Origin of the sequence: Phycicoccus elongatus Lp2, assembly GCF_000367525.1 — a bacterium.
In the GTDB taxonomy this organism is placed as follows: Bacteria; Actinomycetota; Actinomycetes; order Actinomycetales; family Dermatophilaceae; genus Phycicoccus_A; species Phycicoccus_A elongatus.
On record NZ_HF570956.1, the window covers coordinates 321722 to 345746 of the forward strand.

The window sequence follows — 24025 nt, forward strand, 5'->3', positions numbered from 1 at the left end:
GGCCGTGGTCACGTTGAGATTTGACGAAGATCGTCCCCTGAGAAGGCCGGGAGTGGACGAGGTTCGCTCTTGAGCCGGGAGACTGAGGCGGTGAGCACGAACCCCACACCACCACCGGCAAGGGTGCTGGTCATCGAGGACGAGACCACGCTGGCCGGGCTGATCGCCGCCTACCTGTCCCGGGCCGGGTACGCCACGACGACCGTCCACACCGGGCCCGACGGGGTGCAGGCCGTGCGCGAACACGCCCCCGACGTCGTCATCCTCGACCTGGGGTTGCCCGGGCTGGATGGCATCGAGGTATGCCGCCAGATCCGAACCTTCTCCGACTGCTACGTCATTGTCGTCACCGCCCGCAAGGACGAGGTCGACACCCTCATCGGCCTGTCCGTGGGCGCGGACGACTACGTCACCAAACCGTTCAGCGTCCGCGAACTCCTCGCCCGCGTCCAGACCGTGCTGCGCCGCCCCCGGACCGGGTCCACGAGCGCATCAGAGACCCCGAGCAGCGAACCGATCCGAGTGGTCGGGGCACTCCGTGTTGACCCCAACGGTCATCGCGTCCACCTGGCCGACACCGAGGTGGCCCTCACTCCGACGGAACGGGACCTCCTCATCACGCTGGCTCGACGACCCACGATGGCCTTCACCCGTCGCCAGCTCATTGACGTCATCTGGGGAACCGACTGGGTCGGGGACGAGCACCTCGTCGATGTCCACGTTGCCCACCTGCGCCGCAAACTCGGCGACGACCCCGACACCGGCCGCTACGTCACGACCGTGCGAGGCATCGGCTACCGGATGGGACAAGGATGACCACCACCCACAGTCCCTCGTCGACCGGCCTCGCGACCAGGCTGCTGGCCGGGCAGGCCATCGTCCTGGTGGCCGGCGCGCTGACCGTGGGACTGGTCGCAGCCGTCATCGGACCCCCGATCTTCCACCAGCACCTTCTCGAAGCCGGACACCAGCAGAACTCCCCCGAGCTCGTGCACATCGAGATGGCCTACCGCGACTCATCCCTCATCTCCGTTGGGATCGGTCTGCTCATCTCGCTGCTCGCCGCAGGCGCCGTCACCTGGTTCCTCACCCGCCGACTGCGCCGCCCCCTCGAGCAAGTCACCCACGCGGCCCGCGAACTGACCATGGGGCACTACGCCATCCGCGTCCCTGCGATCGCTGCCGGCACCGAACTCGAAACCCTCGCCGCAGCCTTCAACACCATGGCGGCCCGACTCGACAGCGTCGAAGACACCCGTCGCAGAATGCTCTCGGACCTGGCCCACGAACTCCGCACCCCCATCGCCACCATCAGCGCGTACCACGAAGGCCTCCACGACGGCGTAACCAGCCTCGGTCCCGAGTCCAGGGCCGCACTGGAGGAACAGACCCAACGGCTGGCCCGTCTCGCCGACGACATCGACGAAGTCTCCACCGCAGAGGAAGGCCGACTTGCGCTCGACCTCCGCAGCCACCATGTCACCGACCTGCTCTGGGCAGCCCACGACGGCATGCGCGACGCCTATGCCGCCAAAGGCATCAACCTCATCGTCGAGACCTCGACTACCGCCGGCCTCGACATCCACGTCGATCGCCACCGGATCGGCCAGGTTCTCGCCAACCTGCTGAGCAACGCCCTACGACACACCCCGCCCGGTGGGACCGTCACGCTGACCGGTCACAGCAGCCCTCACCACACGACTCTCACCGTCACCGACGACGGAGACGGAATGACCCCCGAACAACTCCAGCACGCCTTCGAACGCTTCTACCGAGCGGACTCCGCCCGCACGCACGACCGCACCGGCTCAGGCATCGGCCTGACGATCAGCCGGGCCATCATCAACGCCCACGGCGGCAGCCTCACCGCAGCCAGCAAAGGCACGGACCAAGGCAGCACGCTCACCATCAACCTGCCTACCCCGTAGCGGCACCAGGTCGCTGTCCGCCCGGCGCGAGGCGGTTGGGAAGGTTCGACGGCGCGGCTCCGACGCGGGCGTGCAGCCGGCCTTTGATGCGGCCCTCCGGGACGCCGCATCTCCACCCGGCTGCCTCCGCCCGGGCGGCGTACCAGACACGCACGTCGGGGTCGTCGAGGCGGTAGAGCAGAACCATGACGTGGCCCCACGGCAATTGCGCAGCAGCTGCTGCGCAATTGGGGTCCGTAGGCAACCGCGGAGAGTCAGTCACGGCTTGCCCACGCAAAGGCCATCGATCCATAATGTCGGGGTAGAAAATGCGGCGGAGGCATAACACGACGTTAATGTTTCATGGAAACCGCGTTTGTGAAATCTTCGCTGCATCTCGACAACATCTGTCGAGATGCAGTCAAGATTGCACGACCGTATGCGGCGTACTCTGCACCATCGGTCGAACTTGAAGACGTCGTGCAAGAGCCGCTGGGCTCACCAAAGGTGACGAGAACTCTCTCTCCGGCTTCACCTTGGAACAGTCACTCGCGTTGGAGGCGGACCATCGGCAGCACGTCCGGCGCAGTGCCCGTGGCCTCCTTGATAGCTCCGCGCAGCCTGTCCCATGCCCTCGGATGCTCGGCTTGGTAGCGCGATAGAACGGCCTGCGAGTCCGCTTGGCTCAATGGTGTGGCTCGTGCTGCACGTCGACCGTCTCGCCCCAAAGTCACGAAGCAGTCTGGGTGGGCAACCAAGTTCCTATACCACTGCGCACGTTCGCCAAAGCCGCTGACCAGGACGAAGGTGTCGACCCCCTCGCGCTGAACGACTTCCAGACAGACGTACCGAGGCTCACCGGTCTTCCGACCGACATGTTCGAGCATCAGAACTCGAGGTCCGAGCAGCCACCCCAGCCCATGGCGGTACAGCCAGATGGGCGAGCGGACCAGCCTTCGGTTGCGGAGCGCTCGGGCAACCCAGCGGTCAACCATCTGAGCCATCGTTCGAGAGTACGCGCCCGACTCGTGCACGGTGCGCCCTCTCTGGGCCGTTATCCCGCGTGGAGTCACCGGCGCGGCCACGGCCCGCTGCCCTCACCGCTCGCGGCCGACCGCACGAGGTGCCGCGGTCTAGGGAACCGCGGGGGAGCGCCGGGTGAGCATCCGGGCGACCATGCCGAAGGTGACGACGGCAGAGGCCAGTCCCACGATGCCGGCGGGGAGGCCACCCACGGTGCCGGTGACGGCGAAGACGACGGCTGCCACCGGGACCCAGATGGGGAGCAGCCGGGCGCGCCTCAATCCCCAGGTGAGGAGGATCGGACCCAACGTCATGCCGGCGATGAAGGCGATGATGACGAGGACGAACAAGGGGTAGCTGTTGGACGCGTCCTCCATGGCGGTCACGGCGCTCATGGGTGCCCCGGACGTGCCGTCGATGGCCGCCATCCCATAGAAGGCCAGGGCATGGGCCACCGACGCCACGAGCCCGAGGGCGACGAGGAAGGCACCCACTCGGATCGTGCGTTGGCCGCGGGTGGCCGGGTCGCCGGTCGAGGCCGTGACCTGGGGGTGATAGAGGATCCTCAGGATGCCCGGCAGCATCGCGAGCGACCCTAGGGTGACCGCAAGACCGAGGGCCAGCCACAGGCCGGAGTGGGCCTGGACGCGACGGACCATGTCGGGGATGCCGGTCACCTCGTCGTCGGGGAGGACGAGTCGACGACCGAGGTCACCGGCAGCGAAGGCGATCGCCCCGACGAGGAGTGCGAGAGCCGTGGTGCCAGCCGAGCCGGGGTAGTCGACGCGCCGTGCCGCCGATGCCGTGGTGGAGGAGGTTTCGGTGTCCATGACACGCCTTTCGTTGGTGATGTGGTGGTGCTGCCTCCACGGTGCGGCGACGACGTGGCAGTACACATCGCCCAGTGGGGCCCCTGCGAGCAACCCTTTGGGCCAGGGCCGGGAGGCCGTCATCCGCACGATGGCGCACACCTCTCATCACATCGGCCGAGCCGCTCCGCCGACCGTGAGGCGTACGCTCGATGGGTGCACGGGTCATCGAACTCGTGGCGCTCACGCCGCATCCGTGGCGTCCCCGTCATCGATCTGACCCTCGCATCGGCCCTCGGTGCGGTGGCGATCATCGGTGCCCTACGCCATGAACCGCCCGAGGGGCCGGACCTGCTCACCCTCCCCGTGGCCGTGGTCATGTGCGGCGCCCTCAGCCTGCGCCGCATCCACCCGTTCGCCATGGCCGTGCTCGTCTCCGTGCCGGCCCTTGTGCAAGCCCTGGTGTCGGTGTCCCCGGGGGCGTTGTGGGCGCTGGCGGTGTACCTCGTGGCCACCGTGTCGGTCGCGACCCACGACACCGAGGCTCGCGCGGCCGCCGGGGGCGGCCTGCTCCTGGTTTCGCTCTTCCTCCAGGAGTGGCTTGACCACGGCACGGACTACGTCTTCATCGTCCTCGTCTTCGGCGGTGCCTGGCTGATCGGTCGTGGCCTCAACGCCTGGACCACGCGCGCGCTCAGCGCGGAGACCACGAGCAGCGAGACGGCCCGACTGGCCGTCGCCGAGGAACGCCTGCGGGTCGCCCGAGAACTGCACGACGTCGTCGCCCACTCGCTCGGGGTGATCGCCGTCCAGTCCGAGGCCGCCGACGCCCTCCTGGAGCGCGACCCGACCCTGGCCCGGGCATCGGTCCAAGCCGTCCGATCGAGCGCGCGGGGTGCCCTCGACGAGATGCGCCAACTGCTCGGGGTCCTCCGAGCGGAGCCCGACGGCCTCCCACTCGAACCACAACCGCGACTGGCCGGACTGGCCCAGCTGGTCGACTCGTTCACGGCCGCAGGTCTTCGGGTTGCCCTGACCCAGTCGACACGACCCGCGCACCTGCGGCCCGGACTGGACCTCACGGCATTCCGGATCGTCCAGGAGTCCCTCTCGAACGTCCTTCGCCATGCCGGGCCGGTCCCCGTGAGCGTATCCGTGACCGTGGCCGGGGACGCTCTCGTCGTCGAGGTCCGCAACGCGTCCAGTGCCCCGGGCCCTCGACGTCTGCCGGGGACAGGCCTCGGCCTGATCGGGCTCCGGGAGCGGGTCCAGGCCCTCGACGGGACGCTCGTCCACGGACCTGACGGCAGCGGATTCCGTGTCACCGCAACGCTTCCACTGAGCGGGAGCACAGCGTGATCCGGGTGGTGATCGCCGATGACCAGGCCTTGGTGCGGGACGGGTTCTCGCTCATCCTCAACCTCGAGGAAGACATCGACGTCGTCGCGGTGGCCGGTGACGGCCGCCAATGCCTGCGGGAGGTCGCGCGGACCCGCCCGGACGTGGTCCTCATGGACATCCGGATGCCGGTCCTCGATGGGATCGCCGCGACCGAGGAGATCATGCGATCGGGGGCGAGCGCGCGGGTGCTCATCCTCACGACATTCGACCTCGACGTCTACGTCTATCGCGCGCTGCGCGCCGGTGCCTCGGGGTTCCTTCTCAAGGACGTGCCGCGACAGCAGTTGGCCGCGGCGGTTCGGATCGTCGCTGACGGAGGATCCGTCGTCGGACCGGCCATCACGCAACGCCTCATCGAGCACTTCGTCGGCCGACCGCCCGTGGGCAACCCGCTGCCACCGACCCTGAGGCGACTGACCGTCCGCGAGAGCGAGATCCTGCGAGCGCTCGCGCAGGGCCGGTCCAACCGGGAACTCGCGCGAGCGCTCGCCCTATCCGACGCCACGGTCAAGACCCACGTCGCGACGATCCTCGCCAAACTCGGAGTGCGGGACCGGCTCCAGGCGGTGGTCCTCGCCTACGAGTCGGGTTTCGTCCAGCCGGGACGGGTGGACGACGCCAACAGCCCGGGTGGTCCCGACGCGCGATGAGTCACGACGCCGCGACCTCGCCGCATCTGGACAGCTGAACCAGCCTCATAACTGAAGGCGCTCAACGCGCCCGAGATGCATATCCTCGGGCAATTCTTAGAATCAACTGCCGTTCTTACAAGATTGAGCGCATCTCGACACTGCCGCCGCCTCCTAGAAAGAGGAGGGGGCAATCATGTCGAGATGCAGCGAAGACTCCACGAACTCAGGCGGCGTACTTTGCAGAAATCGTCCCGATCAGTGGGGTCGTGCAAGTTCGCCCCGAGCAGCCGGGAGAGCCCAAATCCTCCATGCGGCAGAGTCGGGCATGTGTGTGACCTCGTACCCTTACAGGCTCATCACAGGGCGTGTTCCTCAAGGACTGACCATCTTCCGCATCACCCAGCGCCACTTCGCGATCTTGCGTTCCCGGCTGAACCCAAACGCGGCATAGAGCGATTCCGGCCCGGTGTGAAAGTAGGAGCCTCTCTGCGGAGCGCGGTCCTCGACTTGTTCTGGGTATGACTCCACGAGTCCCCCGCCGGCGGCCCTGATCTCCTCGAGTGCACGTGCCACAGCGGCATGAGCAACACCTTGGTTGCGGTGGCCCCTGCCGGTGAAGATGCACCCGATTCTCCAATCTGGTAGGGACTGGGCATCCTTGGCGTACGCCTTGGCGTTCTGGATCGTAGGCAGTTCGGCTGGACTTCCGAATTGGCACCAGCCGACGCAGTCGTCCCCCTCATAGACCAGGACCTGATGGACGGTGCCCTTGCGGACATGTTCGTGCTTGGCCTCCTCGTTCGCGCCACGGCTCGTTCGGGAGAGACCTTCGGGATGAAAGCCCATGCACCAGCATCCGCCCCAGACGCCGTTGTTGTCTTCCACCAGACGAGCGAAGTCATCCCAGGTCTCAACGGTGAGCAGGCGAGTCGTGTACTCGGGAATCTCGCGTTCGGTGCCCATGACGACCATCGTGCCGGGCCCTTCATTTTGTAGGCAAGCACACGGTCGCTTCTCTCCGCACTCTGCCCGATTGTTGGGGTTGCCGAATGCACTCAACTCGGCAGTACAGCGAGATGCCGCACGAGAAGCGGACCGGCGGAAGACGGGCTCCGGCCTACTGCAACGGTGTAGCGGCAGCACGCCCGAGCATCGCATCGCGGCAATACAGCATTAAAACGCCACTACTCCAGTCTTCGCTGCATCTCGACACGACAACAACAACTGTCGAGATGCAGCGAAGACTGCAGGGGCACGTGCGTTCTACTTGGTACAGATCGGCCTATCCGGTGAGGTCGTGCATGATCGAACCCGACCGCTGGACCGCCCCGCACTCTCTTTGGCAAATCGGGCCTCCCGGGCTGTTGCGGACGGACATCGCGTGGATGACCATTTCGTGGCCCTCGCCTCGAGTCCGGCACGGACTCACGGGTCGAGCCGATAGCCCAGACCGGGTTCGGTGATCAGGTGTCGAGGTCGCCCGGGGGCGGGCTCGAGTTTGCGGCGGATTTGGTTGGCGAAGACGCGAAGGTAGTTGGATTCGCGACCGTAGCCAGGCCCCCAGACCGCTTTGAGGAGCGCCTCGTGCGGAACCAGCCGGCCCGGCTGCCGTGCCAGCGTCGTGAGGATCCGCCATTCGGTCGGGGTGAGATGCACATGCTTGTCACCGTCGGTCAGACGGGCGCTCATGGTCGTGAAGTCCAACCTGAAGGCGTCGCACGTGAACGCCGGCGCAGGGCCGACCGCATCCCCGGTGCCACGGCGCAGGGCAACTCGCACACGGGCCATGAGCTCGTCGGCGCCAAAAGGTTTGGTGACGTAGTCGTCCGCCCCCTCGTCGAGCGCCTCGACCTTGTCGTCGGACTGCTGACGAGCGGACAGGACGATGACCGGAACTTTGCTCCTTCGACGCAGTCGGCGAAGGACCTCCACCCCGTCGATGTCGGGCAACCCCAGGTCCAGAATGACCAGATCGGGGGTCTCCTCGTCGGCCGCCGCCAGAGCGTCCCGTCCTGACCCCACCGTCTCCACCTCGTAGCCGCGCGCCCGAAGGTTGATTCGCAGGGTGCGCTGGATGGCCGGGTCGTCCTCGACGACGAGGATCCGATCGGTCATGGTCGCTCCCCCGAACCGGATGGCGCCTCGGCAGGGGACCGACTCGGCAGGGTGACGACCATGGTCAGCCCACCTCCAGGCGTGTCCTCCGCATCGACCGTGCCGCCCATCGCGTCGGTCAACCCGCGAGCGACGGCCAGACCCAACCCGACACCGTCGCCTGCGGGTGAGTCGCCGAGCCGTTGGAAGGGCTGGAACATCTGCTCCCGCTTGCCTTCGTCCAGCCCCGGTCCTGAGTCGACGACCCGGATCTCGACGGTGTCGCCGAGCCCACTGGTCGTGATCCGGACCGGCGCGCCCGGGGGTGAGTGACGCAGGGCATTCTCAAGGAGGTTTCCCAGAACTCGCTCGAGGAGCCCTGCGTCGGCGTGGAGCCAGCGCGCGGTGGGCGAGATCTCCCAGAGCACCAGCCTCGGGTCGGTCAGGGTGGCTGCCGTGTGGGGGATGGCGTCGGCGAGGTCGATGGTTCGGGGCCGCGCGACGAGTGCACCGACCTGCAGGCGGGACATGTCGAGCAGGTTGCCGACGAGGGCGTCGAGGCGGTCGGCGGACTCCTCGATGATGCTCTCCAACTCGGCCTCGTCGTCAGCCGAGAAGTCCACTTCATCGCTGCGCAAGCTGCCGATGGCCGCCTTGATCGAGGCCAAGGGCGTGCGCAGATCATGAGAGACGGCCGAAAGCAGGGCGGTCCGGGCGCGGTTGTCGCGGGCCAGCGATTCGGCGTCCCCGGCCGAGCGTTGCAGGGCTCGGCGATGCAGGATGGCGGCGGCATGGGCGGCGTACGCGGCAAGCAGCCTCTGGCGGTCGGCCGCAGGTGGCGGCCCGAGGAGGACCAGATCGTGGTCGTCGTTGACCTTCTCGATTGTGGGTGCTGCAGAGGCCGTGTCCGAGGCGTACGACTCGGTCGCGTCGACGACCTCAGGCTCGCGATGCTCCTTGGTCGACCGGCGGATGATGGCCGCCGAGGACGCACCGAACATGTCGACCGCCCGACGGAGGAGCACCGCCATCTGATCCGTGGACCCAAGCAGGGTGTGGGTGAGCTCGGCCAGGGCTGCGGACTCTTGTTGCGCCTCGATCGCCGCGTCGGCCCGACGTGCGCTGCGATGCACCACGGTGGAAACAATGGCCGCGATCGCGACGAAGACGAAGAGCGCCACGACGTGTTCGGGGTCGCCGATGGTGAGGGTCTGTAGGGGCGGGGTGAAGAACCAGTTGATCAGCAAGGAGGCCACCACGGCCGAGGCGATGGCTGGCCACATTCCGCCGACCACGGCCACACCCACGACCGCCAACAGGTAGACGAGCACGATGAGGGGGAGGCCCACGTCGTACGGGCTGAAACTCAGCACAGCGCTCAGCAGGGCTGGCAGCACCAGGGCGAGCACTGCTCCCAGCCGGACGCGGTCAGCCGAGAGAGCACCGACAGGCCGGGGGGCGGTACCTCGGCCGGTGCGAGGTTGCGTCACGACGAGGACATCGATGCTGCCGCTTTCGGCAATGACCGATTCGCCGATGCTTGCTCTGATGGCACGGCGCCATGGGGGCCGGCGGCTGGCACCGATGACGATCTGGGTGGCATTCAGACCGCGCGCAAAGTCCAGAATGGCCGGTGCAGCAGCCTCGCCGGTCACGGTGTGGAACGTACCCCCGAGTTCCTCTGTGAGCGTCCGCAGCTCGGCGACCTCGGGCAGCGAGGGACCGGCGAGCCCGTCCTGTCGAGCGACATAGACCGCGTGCAACTCGCCTCCGGCGCCGCGGGTGGCGATCCGCGCGCCGCGCCGCAGCAGGCCGGCGCTCTCTGGCCCTCCCGAGATCCCGACGACCACGCGTTCACGCGTCGGCCACGTGCCAGTGATGCCGTGGCCCTCCCGGTATTCCTCGACCGCTTCTTCGACTCGATCGGCCAACCACAGGAGAGCGAGTTCGCGGAGCGCGCCGAGGTTGCCGACGCGGAAGTAGTTGGACAGCGCCGCATCGATCTTCTCGGCCTTGTAGATGTTGCCGTGGGCCATCCGTCGACGCAGTGACTCCGGTGACATGTCGACGAGCTCGATCTGGTCGGCCGAGCGCACCACCTGATCGGGCACGGTCTCCTGCTGGACGATGCCTGTGATCGCGGTGACCGCGTCGTTGAGCGACTCCAGATGCTGGATGTTGACCGTCGAGATGACGTCGATACCTGTATCGAGGAGCTCCTCGATGTCCTGCCATCGCTTCTCGTGGCGTGAGCCCGGTGCGTTGGTGTGGGCGAGTTCGTCGACGAGCGCGACCTTTGGCGCTCGGGCGAGGACGGCGTCGAGGTCCATCTCCTCGAAGGTGGCCCCCCGGTAGACCACGGTCCGACGGGGGATGACCTCAAGCCCTTCGAGCATGCTCATGGTGTGAGGCCGGCCATGGGTCTCGCACAGCGCGACGACGACGTCGGTGCCGCGCTTGGCGCGGCGCACTCCCTCGGAGAGCATGGCGACGGTCTTGCCGACACCGGGTGCAGCGCCCAGGTAGATCCTCAGCCGACCGCGACCCATGACGCCATTCTCACCGATCGAGGCGCGCGGCCAGGGCGGCGTTGAGTTCGGTCACGTTGACCGTGGCGTTCCCGATGAAACCGAGAGCGGGGTATGCCGTGTGCTCACCCACCATCGTCTCCAGGTCGGCCATGGGCAGGGCGGTCGCCGCCGCTATCCGTGGAAGCTGCCACGCGGCATACGCCGGACTGATGTGCGGGTCGAGTCCGGAGGAGGAGGCGGTGAGTGCGTCGGCTGGGATCGGCCCGGTCGCGTTCGGGTTGGCAGCGCGAAGGGTTGCCTCGCGTTCGGACACGGCTGCCGCCAGCCGGACGTCGCCCGGGCCCAGGTTGCTGCCGCCGCTCGTGGCGCCGGAGGCATCGGAGGCCGAGGGACGGCCTTGGAACAGGCGCGGATCGGTGACCGCCTGCCCGAGCAGTGCCGAGCCGACGACCTTTCCCTGCACGGAGATCAGGGATCCGTCGGCACGGCCCGGCGCGAGTCTCCCGATGGCGAGCACGACGGCCGGGTAGCCGATGCCAAGGATCACGGTGAGGACAAGGAGCAGCTTCGCGGCGGCGATGGTGGGGCGCAGGAGGGACATGTCAGGCCATTCCGGGGAGCAGGGAGACGAGGAGGTCGATGACCTTGATCCCGACGAAGGGAGCGATCAGGCCGCCAAGCCCGTAGACGAGCAGGTTGCGACGCAACATCGCGGTGGCGCTCAGCGGCCTGTAGGCAACGCCCCTGAGCGACAACGGAATCAGGGCGACGATGATGAGCGCGTTGAAGATGACGGCCGCGAGCATGGCCGACTTCGGACTGGACAGACCCATGACGTTGAGCGCGGCCAGGCCCGGGAAGATGCCGACAAACATCGCCGGGATGATCGCGAAGTACTTCGCGACGTCGTTGGCGATCGAGAAGGTCGTCAGCGCCCCACGGGTGATGAGCAGCTGCTTGCCGATGCCCACGATGTCGATGAGCTTCGTCGGGTCGGAGTCGAGATCGACCATGTTTCCGGCCTCCTTGGCCGCGGACGTGCCGGTGTTCATCGCGACCCCGACGTCGGCCTGGGCCAGCGCGGGCGCGTCGTTGGTGCCGTCGCCAGCCATGGCGACGAGGCGACCGCCCTGCTGCTCCGCTTTGATGAGACGCATCTTGTCTTCGGGGGTGGCTTCGGCCAAGTAGTCGTCGACTCCGGCCTCGGCGGCGATGGAGGCTGCGGTCAACGGGTTGTCGCCGGTGATCATCACCGTGCGAATTCCCATCTCCCGCAGCTGATCGAAGCGTTCGCGCATCCCGGGCTTCACCACATCCTTGAGGAAGATCACCCCCAACTGGCGCGGCGGCATACCCACGTCTTGCACGGCGACCACGAGCGGCGTGCCACCGGCCCGGCTCACGGTGTCGACGGCCTCGTCGACGTCGTGGGCCATGTGTCCCGCCTCGGCGTGCACCCATGCCGCCACGGCCGAGCCGGCACCCTTGCGCACCCGCGAGCCATCGGGCAAGTCGACCCCCGACATGCGGGTCTGGGCCGTGAAGGGCACGAATTCGGCTCCGGTGCGCAGCAACTCGGGGGTCGAGGTGATGTCGGCGGTGAAACCTTGCGCCAGCGCGTAGTCGACGATGGAGCGCCCCTCGGGGGTCTCGTCGGCGAGGGAGGAGAGGTATGCCGCGCGCAACAGTTCGGTGCGATCGACACCGGCCACCGGGAGGACGTCGGCCGCCTGACGGTTGCCGAATGTGATCGTGCCGGTCTTGTCGAGCAGCAGGGTCGAGACGTCGCCAGCGGCCTCGACGGCTCGTCCGGACATGGCCAGGACGTTGCGTTGCACCAGCCGGTCCATCCCGGCGATGCCGATGGCCGAGAGCAGTGCCCCGATGGTCGTGGGGATGAGGCAGACAAGCAGCGCGACGAGGACCACGAGGTGGAGCCGGTCGCCGGAGTAGATCGCCATTGGCTGCAACGCCATGACGGCGAGCAGGAAGATGATCGTCAGCACGGTGAGCAGGATCGAGAGGGCGACCTCGTTGGGCGTCTTCTGCCGGGCCGCACCCTCGACGAGGGCGATCATTTTGTCGATGAAGCTCTCGCCCGGCTTGCTCGTGATCTGCACGACGATCCGGTCCGAGAGCACGGTCGTCCCGCCCGTCACGGCGCTGCGGTCGCCACCGGACTCGCGGATCACGGGCGCGGATTCGCCGGTGATGGCGGACTCGTCGACGGTGGCCACCCCCTCGACGACATCGCCGTCGCCGGGGATGACCTGCCCGGCCTCGACGACGACGCGGTCGCCGACCTTGAGGTCCTGCCCCGAGATCTGCTCCTCGGAGCCGTCAGCGAGCAGTCGTCGCGCAGCCGTGTCCACGCGGGTCTGCCGCAGGGACGCGGCCTGGGCCTTGCCGCGCCCCTCGGCGATCGCCTCGGCGAGGTTGGCGAAGATCAGGGTCGCCCAGAGCCAGAGCGTGATCAAAACAGAGAAGACGCTCGAGTCGAGGACGGAGAGGACGGTCGTCAGGACCGATCCCACCCACACGACGAAGATGACCGGCTGACGGACCAGGTGGCGCGGGTCGAGCTTGACGAGGGCCTGCGGGAGGTTCTCCCAGGCCGTGGTGCCCAACGACTTCCGCGGCGCGGCCGGGTGGATGTGCTTGTCAGGGACGTGGTCGGTCAAGGCAGTCATGAGAGGGCCTCCGCGAGGGGCCCGAGGGCCAAGGACGGGAAGAAGGTCAGGCCGGCCAGCAAGAGCACGATCCCGACGAGGAGCACCCCGAAGATGGGCGTGTGCGTGGGCATGGTGCCCGCGGTGACCGGTCGGCGGAGTTGACTGGCCAGGGCGCCGGCCAGGGCCAGGGTGAGGACGATGATCCCGAATCGGGCGAGGAACATCACCGCGCCGAGCGACAGGTTGAGCCACGGCTGGTCGGCGGATAGCCCCGCGAAGGCGGAGCCGTTGTTGTTGCCTGCCGAGGAGAAGGCGTAGAGCATCTCGCTCAGCCCGTGCGGGCCGTCCGCGAGCATCGCCGCTCGGGCGCTGGGTAGTAGGAGGGAGATCGCGGTCCCGGTGAGGACGAGGGTCGGCATGATGATGGAGGCCAACGCGGCATACGTGATCTCCTTGCGGCCCACGGTCTTGCCGAGCAACTCCGGGGTCCGGCCCACCATGAGCCCGGCGATGAAGACCGTGATGATCGCCAGCACGAGCATCCCGTAGAGCCCGGTTCCGACACCTCCGGGCGAGACCTCTCCCAGCATCATGTTGAGCATGAGCATGCCTCCGCCGAGCGGGCTGTAGCTCTCGTGCATCGAGTTGACCGCGCCCGTCGAGGTCGCCGTCGTGGCCGTGCCGAAGAGGGCTGACCAGGCGATTCCGAAGCGTTCTTCCTTTCCTTCCATCGACCCGGTAGCCAGTGTCGAGGCGGCAGTCTCGGACCACGTGGTCAGCAGCGCTGCACCGGCGAAGAGGACGGCCATCACCGCTGCGACGAGTCGGCCTTGACGACGGTCGCCGACCATGAGTCCGTAGGTGCGGGTCAAGGCGAAGGGGATGAGCAGGACGAGGACGATCTCGAGCAGGTTGGTCCAGGCGTTGGGGTTCTCGAAGGGGTGGGCCGAGTTGGCGTTGAAGAATCCGCCACCGTTGGTGCCCAGCATCTTGATCGCCTCTTGGGAGGCAACCGGCCCGCCCGGGATGGTCTGGGGGCCGCCGGTGAGGGTCTGGACGACGGAGGGAGCGTTGAGGTTTTGGATCACTCCGCCGAGGATCAGCAGGAGGGCGGCCACCGTGGCGATCGGGAGCAGGACCCGCACGCTGCCGCGGGTCAGGTCGACCCAGAAGTTGCCGACGCGGTCGGCGCCGGCCCGCGCGAGACCTCGCACCAGGGCGATGGCGACGGCGAGGCCGGTCGCGGCGGAGACGAAGTTCTGGACCGTCAGGCCCAGCATCTGGACGGTGTGACCGGCACCGGCCTCACCGGCATACGACTGCCAGTTCGTGTTCGTCGTGAAGCTGATGGCGGTGTTGAGCGCGCCGTGCCAGGTCTGGGAGCGGCCGAAGGACCACGGGAGCCAGCCCTGGACGAGGATGAGGAGCCAGAGGGCGACCACCGAGACAACCCCGAAGGCGACGACGGAGATCGCGTAGACACTCCAGCGTTGCTCGGTGTTGGGGTCGACGCCGACGATGCGGTAGATCGCGCGCTCGACCCGCCAGTGCCGCTCGTCGGTGAAGACGCGGTGGAGCCAGGTGGCCAAGGGGTACCCGAGGACCGCGACGATCACACCCACGGTCGCCAGTGCGAGGACGGTTTGAAGGAGGGGGCTCATCGGTCAGAACCGTTCCGGGCAGAGCAGGGCATAGAACAGGTAGCCGAGAAGGGCCAGGCCGATGACTGCGGCCACGAGGTCTTCGATCACCTCACCATGCAACCTCGCGGCGCCTGCCCGCGCGTCGGAGGTGACGAGTCCATGACGGATCTTGACGCAATCCTGACGACCCCGGCGCAGCCAACCGGCGCGGGCCGGTTTGCCTACGTCAGGCTGGGATTACGAGTGGAACGGCGCTTCATCGTCGATGGGGACCAACTGACAGCCCACTGTCCTCCGGGAAGTGATCTCGGCGCCGGATTGGCACATAACGTGACGTCCAGTCCGACGCCCCTGTCATAACGCGACGTTTATGTTTCATGCAAACCGCGTTTGTGAAATCTTCGCTGCATCTCGACACATCTGTCGAGATGCAGCCAAGACTGCGCGAGGGTGCGCGGGGCACTCTGCACACGCGGCTGCCCGGGAGAGGTCGTGCAAGGATGCCTGTGTTGGCATGTGGGCAAGCCGCGCAGGGCGACCGGGTTCGGGCTGCAGTCAGGCGCGGAGGCGCACGCGGGTCGGCAAGCGAAGTTCCTGCCGCAAGATCTGGTGCAAATCAGCGGTCGCGAGTTCGCGGTCTTCGAGCGTGGCCGCGAGGGCATAGCTCTGTTGCTCATAGTTTGCGTCACCCCGAGCCCAGGTCTGAGCCTTGTGAGTGACGGCGATGTGGAAGGTCTCATTGTCGTTCACGAACGAGTTGTGCCCGACCCAAGCGCGGAGCTGCAGTGTGCTGTGCGTGAACGTGTTCACGCCTGGTCGGAGGTTCAGTCTTCGGCGGTCGTTGATCAGATCGTTCGGATCGTCGGGGTCTTGTCGCTGCAGAATCTCGGCAAGCTCATCAGGATCGATGTCCCGGTACACGTTGAACTTCATGGTCCCGGCGAGATACTCCCGCCGCTGGCGCCGAACAGGTGGGTCGAATGCAAGGGCAACGCTGATAACGCGATCGCGCCGACTCCCTTGCCGAAAGGCCTCGGGGATCGGCATCGGGTGGATCTGAACCGTGTCGACTGGCATAGCGCCGTCGTAGGTCATCGTCACTCGTCTGGCATCGCTTGATGTCGCTCTGTGGACGTCCGGCAGGCCCAATCCGTATACGCGGTTTCGGCGATGCAGTTCGGACAGGCTGGCCGCCGGAGGGGTCTGTGCCGAGCCCGCTGCGAGCAGGGCCCTGACCAAGTTTCCTGAGGCGTCAGGGTAGGAGTAGGCGATATCGGCCGCCACCCTGGCCACCGCTGGGGCGGCATAGCTGGTCCCATTCACCGTCGCGAAAATCTGGCCACCGGACCCTCTCGTCGACGTGCTGATGAGCGAGGCGCCCAAGTCGTTCTGCACGATGTTTCCGGTGTCGGACACGACGAGGTTGCCACCGTAATGCGTAACGTCCGGCTTGTTGGCTCGTTTCGAGTTGGTCCCTAGGCCAGGCCCAGTCCTGCTAAAAGGTGCAGCCTCGTCGGCATCGGCAGCTGCCTGCCAGCCAAAACGTCCATGAAGTTCAGCCGGTGCCCCACTAAGAGCGAGCGCTCCGACGGTCACAGCCAAGGCAGCTGGACCCGGCTCCGACAAACGATGCTCGGGCGCGAAAAAGAACTCCGGCTTGTCGTCGATTACATGGTGCCCGCTTGGAGTTCGGGCCGAAAGGTCGGCAGGAGCATTCCCAGTGGGAAGAACCACGACGATGCCCAGCTCACGAATCAGATCGTCAATCGTCTCAGTGAGTGGACCGAGATGGAGGTCGTTGAACGGCTCTGAGTAGCCGACGGAGAGGTTGAAGATCCTCACCCCATGAGTGCCGTGGAGGTGACGGATGGCGCCTTCGACCAGATCGTGGGGAGCTGCGTAAGTCGCGAACCGCGGCGCGCGGTCTGGACGCGAGGGATCCGGTTCAAGGATGCGAACGACCCGGACACTCCCGACAGCAGCCGAGATCGGCAGCGCATCCCGAAGCTCTTCATGCAGGCCGGGGAGGAGAACTCGCCCGACCACTTCCGTGCCATGAGTGCCGCGCTGCTGCCACTGGTAGGCAGGGGGCGCTAGAGACTCGTCCGACACAACCAGTCCACTCAGCAGCGGGTGCGCTGACTCGGGGGAGTCGTCGAGTACCCCGACCACCTCGCTGACTACCTCCGACCGAGAGGTTGTTGAGATGTCGAGGTTCCTCCAGTCGCGGAAGTCCAAGAACGGGACCGGAGGTGTACGCACCAACTCGACTACCGAGGTGTTCAAGAGGTCATCGAGCCCAGTGGAAGAGACACTTACCCTCAGATAGCTGCGTCTCGCCGACACAGATCGAAGCAGGACCCGGCCGGCATTCTGAGCCAAGATCTGCTCAACGCTGCGGGTACGCCGTTCAGCTTCGCTATACGTTCCACTGGGCCAGATGATGACGTCGAGCGTGTGCTGGCTCAGGCGTCCGTCGAGGTCGGCGATGCCGGGTCCGGAGCGGTCGGCGGGGCCGTAAGGTTCGATGTCGTCGATCTGGTTGAAGAAGGTCCGCATCTCTCCTGTGCGGACGTACCGCTCGATTGCCTGCTCCAGCGAAGAGCCCTGATCGCTCGCGAGCACAAAGTAGGTGTAGTCGACTGTCTCACCCAGAACCTGCAGTCCGCGTCCCTCAAACGAAGAATCCTCTGGTCGTGCACCCGCCTTGATCTTGAAGACGAGGTCAGGGTCCACGCCAGCGTTCAACTGGCGCGGCGCGCGGGCAGTCTGCAGTTGCTGACGTAGGTGCGCACCGTGCTGGCCACGCTGACGGTTCGGCGAACCGCCGCCTGCGGGACTTGAACGTCGCGACTGCAGCGGACGAGGGTTCGGCAGCAAGAGGTGTTCGGGCATCGCGTCACCAGGGCCGCGCGGTTATGCCTGGCATCGCCCGATCCACGTCCTGGGCCATCACGACGGCTGAATTTCGCAAGAGCGCATTCCGCCGGGCATCGATAACTAGCTTCTCCGCCGCCGCGTGCGGTCGACCCTTCAATGCGCTGGCATATCGGTTGATCTCAAGGCCCGAGTGCGCGACCCCCTTCAGGCGCAACCTGAGGACCTGCCGGATTTGGTGCACCGTCGGCAGCCCGAAGGTGAGCACCTCATCGAAACGCCGCCATAGCGCCTCGTCGAGCAGTGCTGGGTGGTTCGTGGCGGCAAGCAGCAAGCTTGGGCCACGGTAACGATCCGTCATTTGGAGGAAAGCACTGACGACTCGCTTCATCTCGCCGTGCTCTGACGCGTCGTCGCGCGACCGGCCCAACGCATCGAACTCATCGAACAGGACCACAAATGGCGCTTGGTCGGCATACTCGAAAATTCGGCGGAGATTGCTCGAAGTCTCCCCCAAGTACGAGGAGACGACCGCATCCAGCCTGACCATCAGAAGCGGTCGCCCCAACTCGACTGCGATGGCCTCCGCCGCTGTTGTCTTGCCACATCCGGGCGGTCCCTGAAGGAGAAGGCGCTGGCGTCGCGGCAGGCCGGCAGCATCCAAGGCTGGCCACTGGCGGACTTCTTCGACGACGTTCTCCAAAACCAAAGAGACGGCATCTTGCAGGACGAGGTCTTCCAAGAGGTGCTCCGGCTCGCGAACCTCCCCTAGGTCCCACTCGCCTTCCCGGTCCTTCGGGGGTGCGGGGACCACGATCGTCGAGCCGGGATCGAGCGAGCCACCGCCGGCAACGAGGAGCTTCTGCAGGTCACGGGCAAGCGCGTTGTGGTGCTTGGCCTGCTCTTCCTCAATAATCTCCATCGCGGCACGACGGAAGGCCAACTCGTCTCGCGCATGGAACGCGCGGAAGATCTCCTTCAACTGTCGGCCGGCCACGCTCCCATCCTAGAGATGGGGTCAGACTGGGCAGGGACCTCGTAGTGGTGGTGTGTTGAACGTCGATGGCTCGGTCGATACTGGCATCCCCGCTTGGCGCGAGGACGCGCTTGTCCGCAGGCTCGGTGGGGATGGCGGTGAGGTCGTGCAGGCACTGCTTCGTGGGGCCGGCGCCGAGTGATTTCCCGCACACGGTGGCGGCGCGGACCCGGCGGAGGTGGAGTTCGAGGGCACGCTCCGACGCGGGCGTGCAGCCGGCCTTTGATGCGGCCCTCCAGGACACCGCAGCTCCACCCGGCGGCCACCGCCCGGGCGGCGTACCAGACACGCACGTCGGGGTCGTCGAGGCGGTAGAGCAGAACCATGACGTGGCCCCACGGCAATTGCGCAGCAGCTGCTGCGCAATTGGGGTCCGGCGACTCTCGGGCGACGGTGTGCATGGACTGCAGTCTCGATCTAGAACTCAGCGATCCGAGGTCGGTCCTCCATGCGTCGATGGGTCCCTTGGGTGTCGGGATCGCACTCGGATGAACACCTCACGCATTGGATCGTCCTCGGTCCTACGAGGTTAGCCCCGAGCTATGCCTGCGGCATCAGAACTCCGGCATCCTCGATGCCAAGGGGGCGCCCGCTTGGTCGCTGGCAAGAGCATGTGGGCCGTTAAGGCCAGGTAGGGAGAAGTGCCTCGGCGAGTCAGTGGTAGCCGTAGGGGCTCCAGCCCTTCATGTGCGGCTGGAGTTCGTCGGGCGTTGCCTGGATCCTGCGGATGATGTTGAGGTCGCCGTTAAGCGGGTCGACGCGGTCGGCATGCTCGCGAAGCCACTTGGCCCATTCCCCGGCAGCGACTGCTGCCTCCCCGTCGAGCTGGCCGGCTCGCACGTCGACCTCGTCCGCGTAGTCCCGGAGCCAGGTCGCCGTCTGCCGGTCCTTGAGTTGGGTGACAGCTTGATTGGCGTTGCGTTCGTACCGGACCTTCTCGACCGCGGCCGCACGGATCTCTTCGCCGCGTTCCTGGCGGATCTTCTGGCGCCTCTCCCGTTCCTGCCATTCCCACTTCTCCTCGGCGACACGCAGCTCGAGCTTGCGGATGAGGACAGCGAGTTGGTCTTCCAGTGGCGCCCCGGGCTCGTCGCTGAGCCGGACCAGATCAGTCGCACCCCAGCCCGTCGTGACCGTCACGGTCAATCGGCCAGAAGGCTCGAAGGCCTTGTTGGCGACGGTCTTGGAGGTGTGGCCGCGGTAGTAGTCCCATTCCTGGACGTACGGTGTCGGCGATCGCCGCCGGTTTTGAGCATCGGTTTCGCGGATCGCGACCTCGTAGGTGGTTGGTCCGATGCGGAACTCCAGATCCGTGGCCGAGTGGATGTCGTTCCCGCCGAACGAGCGACTCACCTTGTCGGCGACCTTCCAACCCACAATGTCGCAGCCGTCAACGATTCCTTGGAGGAATCGACCAGCCCTGGGGATGCTGCCTCTCGAGACGTTGGCGCGCCGCTCGAGGAAACGAGTGACCGCCGGATGCTTGGCCTTCGGCATCCGCCCGGGTGCCTTCAGGGCGCGGACTGGGATGCGCTGCTCGTAGTCGGGTCGCAGGTAGAGAGTGAATCCGAGGTCGGGGTCCATGCGCGTGTGCTCGTGGGTGAGCTTCTCGCCGTCGGGGAGTGTCCCGAGGCGGTGCGCTTCGCGTTCGATCCGGACAAGTTCGTTCTCGGTGTAGTCGTGGGCGACGTCGACGCGGCCCGTACTGAGGATTCGATCCATGAGGTCGGCGGCTCGTTGCTGCGCGAGGGTGGCCTCACGGGCTTGGCGTTCCTTCTCGGCTGCCTCGGCGGCTTCGCGTTCGGCCTTCTCCCGCAGTCGCCTGGCCCCTTGGTCGACGCGTCGTTGTCCGTCTGGGGTGATCGTGGCGGCCCAACCTGACCGATTGCCGGTCAGCCGAATGAGTCCGCAGTCCCGCAACGCAAGCAGGGTGCGGCGATTCGCGACGTCAGCACTGCGTCCTGCCTCGGCGGAGTTCGCGATCGCCGTGAGGATCGCGAACTGAGCCGGTGTCAGGTGGCTGTTGGGCGACTTGCCCGAGCGGGCAGGCGGGACGGCATTCACCGGCTGAGTCGTGGTTCGAGCCTTCTTCGTCTTGGGCACTCGGGACGAGTTGGTCGCCAAGGCTTCGAGGACCTCGACGGGGTAGGCATCGTTGGCTGCGTAGTAGCGGCCAGCCTCAGTAAGCGTCGCTGTCCAGACCCCCTTGCGGCGGGTGACGGTGGCCAGCCCGCGGTTGGCCAAGGCGCGGGCGGAAGTCTTGTACTCCTCGCGCGGCGGGTGAGTGCTGCCCCCGCCGGCGAGCCATTGAAGGACTTCGCGCTGCACGGCATTCAGGTCCCTGTTCATGTCCGGTCCAAGGTCATGTCGTCAGGATCCCCATCGCTACCGACAGGGGCAAGGTGAGCCCTGGCGTCAACGGGCAGACTGCGGTTGGCCTCAGCGGGGGCCACGCCCACCCCTGAGCCTTGGCACGGTCAACGCCTTCGTCCCAACACTGTTGGGACAATTGCCTTTGATTAGGTTCGATGCGAATCCCAATCACCGCCGCCAATCCTGGAAAGGCGGGCCCGGTCGCCCTCGGACAGGCCGCGGCTGAACTTTCGGAACCCAGCCCGATCCGCCGACGTCGGTGGGTGCGCCCATGCGGGGGTGGCGCTGAGGTGTCCATGGGCGAGTTGCGTCCACACCCACGCCACGGCATACGGTCGCGACGACGCGCGGGTCCCCGGTCGTTCGGCAGCGAAGGCCTTGAACCACGTGTCATCGCAGCCAGCCCGAAGGTCGCGCTCACATTGTCGCCAGTCGACGTGGGGTAGGTCGGCGGCGACCGACCGCAGCCGGGCCTCGAGGACGGGGATGGGTAGCAGGAGGCTGGCGCTGCATGCGCGAGCCGTGCGGACGGCCAGGTCTTCGGGGAGCCCGAGGAGGTGACCGGTGGCGCTCCAGGTGCTCGCGCGTGGGTCGGTCCGGGCCAGGCACATCGTGGTGAAGAGCCGGACGGTGGCCGGTCCTGAGTCGAAGGCGTCCGCCAGATGGCGGTCAAACAGCTCGGTGGGCAGCATCTGCGGAATGTGGCGAAGCGGGGCGAGGGGCTCGCTGTGATCGAGCAGCGTGGACAGGCGGCGGTGTGGGGCTCGCGCCGCGAGGACCAGCCGGGTGAGGGTTGGTGTCATGACGGTGTGGTCGGCCAGCCAGCCCAGGGGCCCGTCCGGGGTCGTGGGGGTGAGTTCGGTCCAGGTGGCCAGCGCGGCTGTCGCGTCGTCCAGGTCGGCAGCGGCGAGTATGCCGTCGGCGGCCGCCAACGCTGCCGATCGGACGCCCGGGTCGTCCGGCGGGCGCAGACCCCACCGGGGGCCGCGCGCACGAGTGCGCGTGACCGCGTCACTCGTCAAGCCGGTCACCCATGAGGCGAGCCGTTCGGCCCCGGTTTGTCCGGCCAGATGGAGAAGGAGGGTGGCCAGGTGTCGCAGGTCGTGCAGGTAGGAGGCGGCTGACACCGGCTCTCCCAGAACGATCATCTGCGCGCCGTTGAGCGCTGCGTCGATGCGCGCCTGCGTGGCCAGTACGTCATCCGTGGCTGGGACTGCACGGATGTCGGTGAGCTCTTGGCGGCACTTTTTGGCCGGTCCAGCCCCGAGCGGGTTGCCGCAACGGGTGCTGGCGCCGACGACGCGCAAGTGGGAGTGGCGCTGATCTCGGAACGGCCGTTGACACGACGGGCAGACCGCGCACAGCAGGTTCTGGTGGCGACGACAGCTGGTGACGATGGGCAAACGCCAACTGCTCTGCCAGACTCCCTTTTCAGAAAGGCAACGCGGACAGATCTGGGTTCCACGATGGGGCGCCCATCCCGGAGCCGCGATCTGCCGGTAAGAATCTCGGTTGTTCGGGTTGAGATTGGTCAGGTCGAGGGCGGTGCCGTCGAAGGTGGCCATCGTTGCGGCATACACCTCGCTCTCGCTGACTCGGGCGATGGCCGCCACTGTGGCGACCGTCTCCGGTGCCGGCGCGATGGTGAGGAAGCGCGTGTGGGCACCAGATTCTCGGATCATGGTGAGGACGGCAGCGGTGCTGAGACCGTTGAGTTCAGCGAGGTGTTCCAGCCAGGACTCGATCGACTCCCCGGGTCTGGGCGTCAGCGTCGCCGGCAACACGTGTGTCGCACGGCTGGTGGCCCCTGCCGGCATGGAGCCTGATGGTTCGGTCACGCCAAAGCACCCACCCTTGTGTCGGCGCCTTGACCGAGGACGGTGTCCAGCGTCAGGTCAGAGGCGAGAAGAGTTGCCCCATAGTCGGCGAGGACGAGCCTGCCCTCCGCGGTGAGCGATTCGTTGAACTCGCGAAGACTGCGCTGTTTGAGCGGGTGGGGACCGCCGCGCGGAGTTCCCCGGGTGTGGTGGATCCAAATCCATGCGGCAGCCAACTTTGCAGTCTCGGCGTCGATCCGCAGGCCCGGGACACTGCGGAGGATTGACGTGGGGGCGCGCCGCAGACCCGCCAGTACGGCGCGGGCGTGATGGAAGTCGGTCAGCCCTTCTTGGTTGAGCCGGTGCACATGGTGGGTCAGGTAGGTCAGGCCGGCGACGCTGTTGCCTAAGTCGGTGGCGAGGGCGGTGGAGTCCTTCCTCGGCAGACCGAGGATGGACCAGAGCGATTCCATCCGTGGCCGTCGACTCTCCCCGCCAGGACCACCGCGAACCAGCACCAACTCCCTCAGGAGCGCCAATGCCGCATTACGACTGGCCTCCTGCTCCTGCTGACCCTCAAGGAAGACCTCGGGCGTGCGCGAGAGCGCTGCAGGGACATGCTGCTGGCCCAGGCCGACCTCGGCGATGGCCCGCCACAGTTCTGCCCGGGCCACGGCGACCTCGAGAGCATCGAGCAATGTTTGTTCGTCGCGATCGTTCGCGGCCCGATCGACCAGTTCGGTATCGAGGGCTACTGTCAGCCGTGCCGCGCGGAAGAGCGCGGGGCTCTGACTCGACTGCCACGACGCGACCAGGACCCGAGCCTGCGTCGCCAGGTCCTCGTCGGGCACGACGGCCATGCCATAAGCCCTCGTGAGTCTGCGGAACCGCTGCAGGCGCGGGTCCTCGCGATCACGAGTGCGGGCGAGCAAGGCCAAGAGCTCGCTTTGGGCGATCCAGAGGTCGCCCAGTTCGAGCGGGGTGAAGTCAGGCGCAGAATCGGTTCGGCGACGTAGAGGCGATCCACAGTCGGGGCAGACCAAGACCCATGCCACCCGCGTCCACAGGTGGCCGCTGCGTCGGCAGCAGCTGCACACCATCGTCATCGGGTCACGCCGCGGCAACTGCAACGCTCCGGGCAGGCGACAGCCGAGGGTCTGGGCGCTTAGCGTGTTTCGGCCAATCCCGACCGCATGGGAGAGGGACCGCA

Annotated in this window: 19 protein-coding genes; 4 read left to right on the plus strand and 15 right to left on the minus strand. The window is 66.8% G+C overall.

The window, feature by feature from the left end:
- Positions 1 to 90: 90 nt before the first annotated feature.
- Together BN10_RS01605 and BN10_RS01610 are read left to right on the plus strand one after the other, a co-directional pair.
- Complete coding sequence (locus BN10_RS01605; RefSeq protein ID WP_010849400.1) at positions 91 to 816, plus strand: response regulator transcription factor; 726 nt, start codon at positions 91 to 93, stop codon at positions 814 to 816.
- Entirely contained in the window at positions 813 to 1928 is a 1116-nt protein-coding gene (locus BN10_RS01610; protein WP_010849401.1) for a sensor histidine kinase, read from the plus strand. The genes BN10_RS01605 and BN10_RS01610 overlap by 4 nt, the downstream gene beginning before the upstream one ends.
- 524 nt (positions 1929 to 2452) lie before the next feature.
- On the opposite strand, the gene BN10_RS18175 is transcribed toward BN10_RS01610, so the two are convergent.
- Both BN10_RS18175 and BN10_RS01615 read right to left on the minus strand, forming a co-directional pair.
- The gene (locus BN10_RS18175) at positions 2453 to 2911 is read right to left on the minus strand and encodes a nitroreductase family deazaflavin-dependent oxidoreductase (protein WP_084310864.1); all 459 of its coding nucleotides are present in this window, start codon (positions 2909 to 2911) and stop codon (positions 2453 to 2455) included.
- 129 nt (positions 2912 to 3040) lie between these two features.
- Positions 3041 to 3760: a hypothetical protein gene (locus tag BN10_RS01615; RefSeq protein ID WP_010849403.1), complete on the minus strand. Its 720-nt coding sequence runs from the start codon at positions 3758 to 3760 to the stop codon at positions 3041 to 3043.
- A 195-nt stretch (positions 3761 to 3955) separates the two neighbouring features.
- Here BN10_RS01615 and BN10_RS01620 point away from each other — a divergent pair, with 195 nt between their 5' ends.
- Complete coding sequence (locus tag BN10_RS01620; protein WP_010849404.1) at positions 3956 to 5098, plus strand: sensor histidine kinase; 1143 nt, start codon at positions 3956 to 3958, stop codon at positions 5096 to 5098.
- Complete coding sequence (locus tag BN10_RS01625) at positions 5095 to 5790, plus strand: response regulator transcription factor (protein WP_010849405.1); 696 nt, start codon at positions 5095 to 5097, stop codon at positions 5788 to 5790. The genes BN10_RS01620 and BN10_RS01625 overlap by 4 nt, the downstream gene beginning before the upstream one ends.
- A 354-nt stretch (positions 5791 to 6144) precedes the next feature.
- Here the strand turns inward: BN10_RS01625 and BN10_RS01630 are convergent, their stop codons facing one another.
- From BN10_RS01630 to BN10_RS16590, 13 genes are all read right to left on the minus strand, one after another.
- On the minus strand, positions 6145 to 6735 hold the full coding sequence (locus tag BN10_RS01630) for a GNAT family N-acetyltransferase (RefSeq protein ID WP_233354233.1): 591 nt from the start codon (positions 6733 to 6735) through the stop codon (positions 6145 to 6147).
- A 462-nt stretch (positions 6736 to 7197) separates the two neighbouring features.
- Positions 7198 to 7887, minus strand: a complete 690-nt coding sequence (locus BN10_RS01635) for a response regulator (protein ID WP_010849407.1) — start codon at positions 7885 to 7887, stop codon at positions 7198 to 7200.
- A complete protein-coding gene (locus BN10_RS01640) occupies positions 7884 to 10415 on the minus strand; it encodes a sensor histidine kinase (protein ID WP_010849408.1) in 2532 nt (843 codons plus the stop codon). Before BN10_RS01640 ends, BN10_RS01635 begins: the two co-directional genes overlap by 4 nt.
- A gap of 10 nt (positions 10416 to 10425) precedes the next feature.
- On the minus strand, positions 10426 to 10998 hold the full coding sequence (kdpC, locus tag BN10_RS01645) for a potassium-transporting ATPase subunit KdpC (RefSeq protein ID WP_010849409.1): 573 nt from the start codon (positions 10996 to 10998) through the stop codon (positions 10426 to 10428).
- A gap of 1 nt (position 10999) precedes the next feature.
- The gene (gene kdpB / locus BN10_RS01650; RefSeq protein ID WP_010849410.1) at positions 11000 to 13087 is read right to left on the minus strand and encodes a potassium-transporting ATPase subunit KdpB; all 2088 of its coding nucleotides are present in this window, start codon (positions 13085 to 13087) and stop codon (positions 11000 to 11002) included.
- Positions 13084 to 14730 carry a potassium-transporting ATPase subunit KdpA gene (gene kdpA, locus BN10_RS01655; protein WP_010849411.1) on the minus strand — a complete coding sequence of 549 codons (1647 nt, stop codon included), beginning with the start codon at positions 14728 to 14730 and terminating at the stop codon, positions 13084 to 13086. Before kdpA ends, kdpB begins: the two co-directional genes overlap by 4 nt.
- 3 nt (positions 14731 to 14733) lie before the next feature.
- Positions 14734 to 14832, minus strand: a complete 99-nt coding sequence (gene kdpF, locus BN10_RS01660; protein ID WP_198013982.1) for a K(+)-transporting ATPase subunit F — start codon at positions 14830 to 14832, stop codon at positions 14734 to 14736.
- A 435-nt stretch (positions 14833 to 15267) separates the two neighbouring features.
- On the minus strand, positions 15268 to 17448 hold the full coding sequence (locus BN10_RS01665; RefSeq protein ID WP_010849413.1) for a S8 family serine peptidase: 2181 nt from the start codon (positions 17446 to 17448) through the stop codon (positions 15268 to 15270).
- A gap of 163 nt (positions 17449 to 17611) precedes the next feature.
- On the minus strand, positions 17612 to 18586 hold the full coding sequence (locus BN10_RS01670) for an AAA family ATPase (RefSeq protein WP_010849415.1): 975 nt from the start codon (positions 18584 to 18586) through the stop codon (positions 17612 to 17614).
- On the minus strand, positions 18568 to 19104 hold the full coding sequence (locus BN10_RS16085) for a DUF1016 N-terminal domain-containing protein (RefSeq protein ID WP_324603533.1): 537 nt from the start codon (positions 19102 to 19104) through the stop codon (positions 18568 to 18570). Before BN10_RS16085 ends, BN10_RS01670 begins: the two co-directional genes overlap by 19 nt.
- Before the next feature lie 175 nt (positions 19105 to 19279).
- On the minus strand, positions 19280 to 20974 hold the full coding sequence (locus tag BN10_RS01675; protein ID WP_010849418.1) for a hypothetical protein: 1695 nt from the start codon (positions 20972 to 20974) through the stop codon (positions 19280 to 19282).
- Between the two features lie 170 nt (positions 20975 to 21144).
- On the minus strand, positions 21145 to 22836 hold the full coding sequence (locus BN10_RS01680) for a TniQ family protein (protein WP_156917092.1): 1692 nt from the start codon (positions 22834 to 22836) through the stop codon (positions 21145 to 21147).
- Positions 22833 to 23675 (minus strand): hypothetical protein, encoded by an 843-nt coding sequence (locus BN10_RS16590; RefSeq protein WP_156917093.1) that lies wholly within the window; start codon positions 23673 to 23675, stop codon positions 22833 to 22835. Before BN10_RS16590 ends, BN10_RS01680 begins: the two co-directional genes overlap by 4 nt.
- Positions 23676 to 24025 lie beyond the last annotated feature (350 nt).

Bases quoted from the DNA above. Each gene is read 5' to 3' on its own strand.
- BN10_RS01610 (WP_010849401.1), top strand. From the start codon at position 813: ATGACCACCACCCACAGTCCCTCGTCGACCGGCCTCGCGACCAGGCTG.
- BN10_RS18175 (WP_084310864.1), bottom strand. From the start codon at position 2,911: ATGGCTCAGATGGTTGACCGCTGGGTTGCCCGAGCGCTCCGCAACCGA.
- BN10_RS01615 (WP_010849403.1), bottom strand. From the start codon at position 3,760: ATGGACACCGAAACCTCCTCCACCACGGCATCGGCGGCACGGCGCGTC.
- BN10_RS01630 (WP_233354233.1), bottom strand. From the start codon at position 6,735: ATGGGCACCGAACGCGAGATTCCCGAGTACACGACTCGCCTGCTCACC.
- BN10_RS01635 (WP_010849407.1), bottom strand. From the start codon at position 7,887: ATGACCGATCGGATCCTCGTCGTCGAGGACGACCCGGCCATCCAGCGC.
- BN10_RS01640 (WP_010849408.1), bottom strand. From the start codon at position 10,415: ATGGGTCGCGGTCGGCTGAGGATCTACCTGGGCGCTGCACCCGGTGTC.
- kdpC (WP_010849409.1), bottom strand. From the start codon at position 10,998: ATGTCCCTCCTGCGCCCCACCATCGCCGCCGCGAAGCTGCTCCTTGTC.
- kdpB (WP_010849410.1), bottom strand. From the start codon at position 13,087: ATGACTGCCTTGACCGACCACGTCCCTGACAAGCACATCCACCCGGCC.
- kdpA (WP_010849411.1), bottom strand. From the start codon at position 14,730: ATGAGCCCCCTCCTTCAAACCGTCCTCGCACTGGCGACCGTGGGTGTG.
- BN10_RS01675 (WP_010849418.1), bottom strand. From the start codon at position 20,974: ATGAACAGGGACCTGAATGCCGTGCAGCGCGAAGTCCTTCAATGGCTC.
- BN10_RS16590 (WP_156917093.1), bottom strand. From the start codon at position 23,675: ATGGCCGTCGTGCCCGACGAGGACCTGGCGACGCAGGCTCGGGTCCTG.